We start from the raw sequence: 2,409 nt of genomic DNA, 5'->3' as shown, positions 1-2,409 counted from the left end.
CGGCGGCAACGGGCAGAGCGGCCCGAAGGCAGGATGCTTTCGGGCCTCAGTTGTGAAAAAAGGTTCCGGGATTACGGAACCGCAACCGAAGGAACATACGTTTGGCACGTATCGCTGGCGTCAACATCCCCACCGGGAAACGCGTCCCCATCGCACTCACCTATATCCACGGCATCGGCGCGTCCTCGGCCCGCGCGATCTGCGACGCGATCGGCATCGACGCCGCCCGCCGCGTCAACGAGCTGTCTGATGCCGAGGTTCTGGCCATCCGCGAGCATATCGACGCCAATCTCACCGTCGAAGGTGATCTGCGGCGCGAAGTGCAGATGAACGTCAAGCGCCTGATGGACCTAGGCTGTTACCGGGGGCTTCGCCACCGCCGCAACCTTCCCGTGCGCGGCCAGCGCACCCACACCAATGCCCGCACCCGCAAGGGCCCGGCAAAAGCCATTGCCGGCAAGAAGAAATAAGGGAGGGCAGGACAGATGGCACGCGAAAAGACCCGCATCAAGCGCAAGGAACGCAAGAACATCGCCGCCGGTGTGGCGCATGTGAACAGCTCCTTCAACAACACCAAGATCCTGATCTCCGACGTGCAGGGCAACGCGATCGCCTGGTCGTCGGCGGGCACGATGGGCTTCAAGGGCTCGCGCAAGTCGACCCCCTATGCCGCCCAGATGGCCGCCGAGGATGCCGGCCGCAAAGCCCAGGAACATGGCGTCCGCACCCTCGAGGTCGAGGTGCAGGGCCCCGGCTCCGGCCGCGAATCGGCCTTGCGCGCGCTCGCTGCGGTCGGCTTCAACATCACCTCGATCCGCGACGTAACCCCCATCGCGCATAACGGCTGCCGTCCGCCCAAGCGCCGCCGGGTCTGATCGGGCATTCTTTCTACCCGGGCCAGGCGATGCCGGCCCGGGTCGCAGGCCATTTCCCTCGGGCGTTCTTCGCTACGGACATGGGCGAAGGACAGGAATTGAGGAGACGCACATGATCCACAAGAACTGGCAGGAACTCATCAAGCCGGTGCAGCTCGACATCCGGCCGGGCAACGATCCCGCGCGCCAGGCGACCGTGGTCGTCGAGCCGCTGGAACGCGGCTTCGGCCTGACGCTGGGCAATGCGCTGCGCCGCGTGCTGATGAGCTCGCTGCAGGGCGCGGCGATCACGTCGGTCCAGATCGACAACGTCCTGCACGAGTTTTCCTCGGTGGCAGGCGTGCGCGAGGACGTGACCGACATCGTCCTCAACCTCAAGGGCGTCGCCCTCCGGATGGAGGTCGAAGGGCCCAAGCGGCTGACCGTCTCTGCCAAGGGGCCGGGCGTCGTCACCGCGGGCGACATCTCGGAAACCGCCGGGATCGAGGTGCTGAACCGCGACCATGTGATCTGCCATCTCGACGAGGGTGCGGATCTGTTCATGGAACTGACCGTGAACACCGGCAAGGGCTATGTCGCCGCCGACAAGAACCGCCCCGAGGATGCACCGATCGGCCTGATCCCGATCGACGCGATCTATTCCCCGGTCAAGCGGGTCGCCTATGACGTGCAGCCGACCCGCGAGGGCCAGGTGCTCGACTATGACAAGCTGACGCTCAAGATCGAGACCGACGGCTCGCTGACCCCCGATGACGCGGTGGCCTATGCCGCCCGCATCCTTCAGGACCAGCTGTCGATCTTCGTCAATTTCGAAGAGCCCGAATCCGCCGGCCGCGATTCCGAGGACGAGGGGCTGGAATTCAACCCGCTCCTGCTCAAGAAGGTGGACGAGCTGGAACTTTCGGTGCGCTCGGCCAACTGCCTGAAGAACGACAACATCGTCTATATCGGCGACCTGATCCAGAAGACCGAGGCCGAGATGCTGCGCACCCCGAACTTCGGCCGCAAGTCGCTGAACGAGATCAAGGAAGTGCTTTCGGGCATGGGCCTGCACCTTGGCATGGATGTCGAGGAATGGCCGCCCGAGAACATCGAGGATCTGGCCAAGAAGTTCGAGGACCAGTTCTGAGGGACGGTGGGTTCCACCCACCCTACGCCGGACGGGTAGGGTGCGGGCCCACCCGCCGCCATGACGACAAGGGCAATCCGCCCCAAGGAGAGCGGCCCGCACGCATGGGCTGCCGGACAAAGCAAAACCGCCCCAACGAGGGCAAGACCGGAGAAGAGAAATGCGTCACGCCCGCGGCTATCGCCGCCTGAACCGCACCCATGAGCACCGCAAGGCGATGTTCGCCAACATGGCCGGCTCGCTGATCGAACATGAACAGATCAAGACCACGCTGCCCAAGGCCAAGGAACTCAAGCGCATCGCCGACAAGCTGGTGACGCTGGGCAAGCGCGGCGACCTGCATGCCCGCCGCCAGGCCGCGGCGCAGCTCAAGCAGGACGCCCATGTGGCCAAGCTGTTCGAGGT

At 64.8% G+C, this 2,409-nt stretch carries 4 protein-coding genes; all 4 read left to right on the top strand.

Annotation, left to right across the window (positions count from 1 at the left end):
* Window positions 1-101: 101 nt before the first annotated feature.
* Window positions 102-470, top strand: a complete 369-nt coding sequence (rpsM, locus tag ENN83_RS05805; protein ID WP_287185122.1) for a 30S ribosomal protein S13 — start codon at window positions 102-104, stop codon at window positions 468-470.
* Between the two features lie 15 nt (window positions 471-485).
* A complete protein-coding gene (rpsK, locus tag ENN83_RS05800) occupies window positions 486-875 on the top strand; it encodes a 30S ribosomal protein S11 (protein WP_253089573.1) in 390 nt (129 codons plus the stop codon).
* A gap of 112 nt (window positions 876-987) precedes the next feature.
* Window positions 988-2,004, top strand: coding sequence for a DNA-directed RNA polymerase subunit alpha (locus tag ENN83_RS05795; RefSeq protein ID WP_287185118.1), 1,017 nt, complete (start codon window positions 988-990; stop codon window positions 2,002-2,004).
* 160 nt (window positions 2,005-2,164) lie between these two features.
* Window positions 2,165-2,409 (top strand): 50S ribosomal protein L17 (rplQ, locus tag ENN83_RS05790; RefSeq protein ID WP_287185116.1); only part of this gene is annotated, 245 nt, incomplete at its 3' end.

This window comes from Rhodovulum sp., assembly GCF_011048875.1.
Classification (GTDB): domain Bacteria; phylum Pseudomonadota; class Alphaproteobacteria; order Rhodobacterales; family Rhodobacteraceae; genus Rhodovulum; species Rhodovulum tesquicola.
The sequence above is the reverse complement of the archived record's forward strand: the minus strand, read 5'-3'. Positions and strand labels throughout refer to the sequence as shown.

Excerpts from the sequence above, each read along its gene's own strand:
- rpsK (WP_253089573.1), top strand. The coding sequence starts at position 486 with ATGGCACGCGAAAAGACCCGCATCAAGCGCAAGGAACGCAAGAACATC.
- ENN83_RS05795 (WP_287185118.1), top strand. The coding sequence starts at position 988 with ATGATCCACAAGAACTGGCAGGAACTCATCAAGCCGGTGCAGCTCGAC.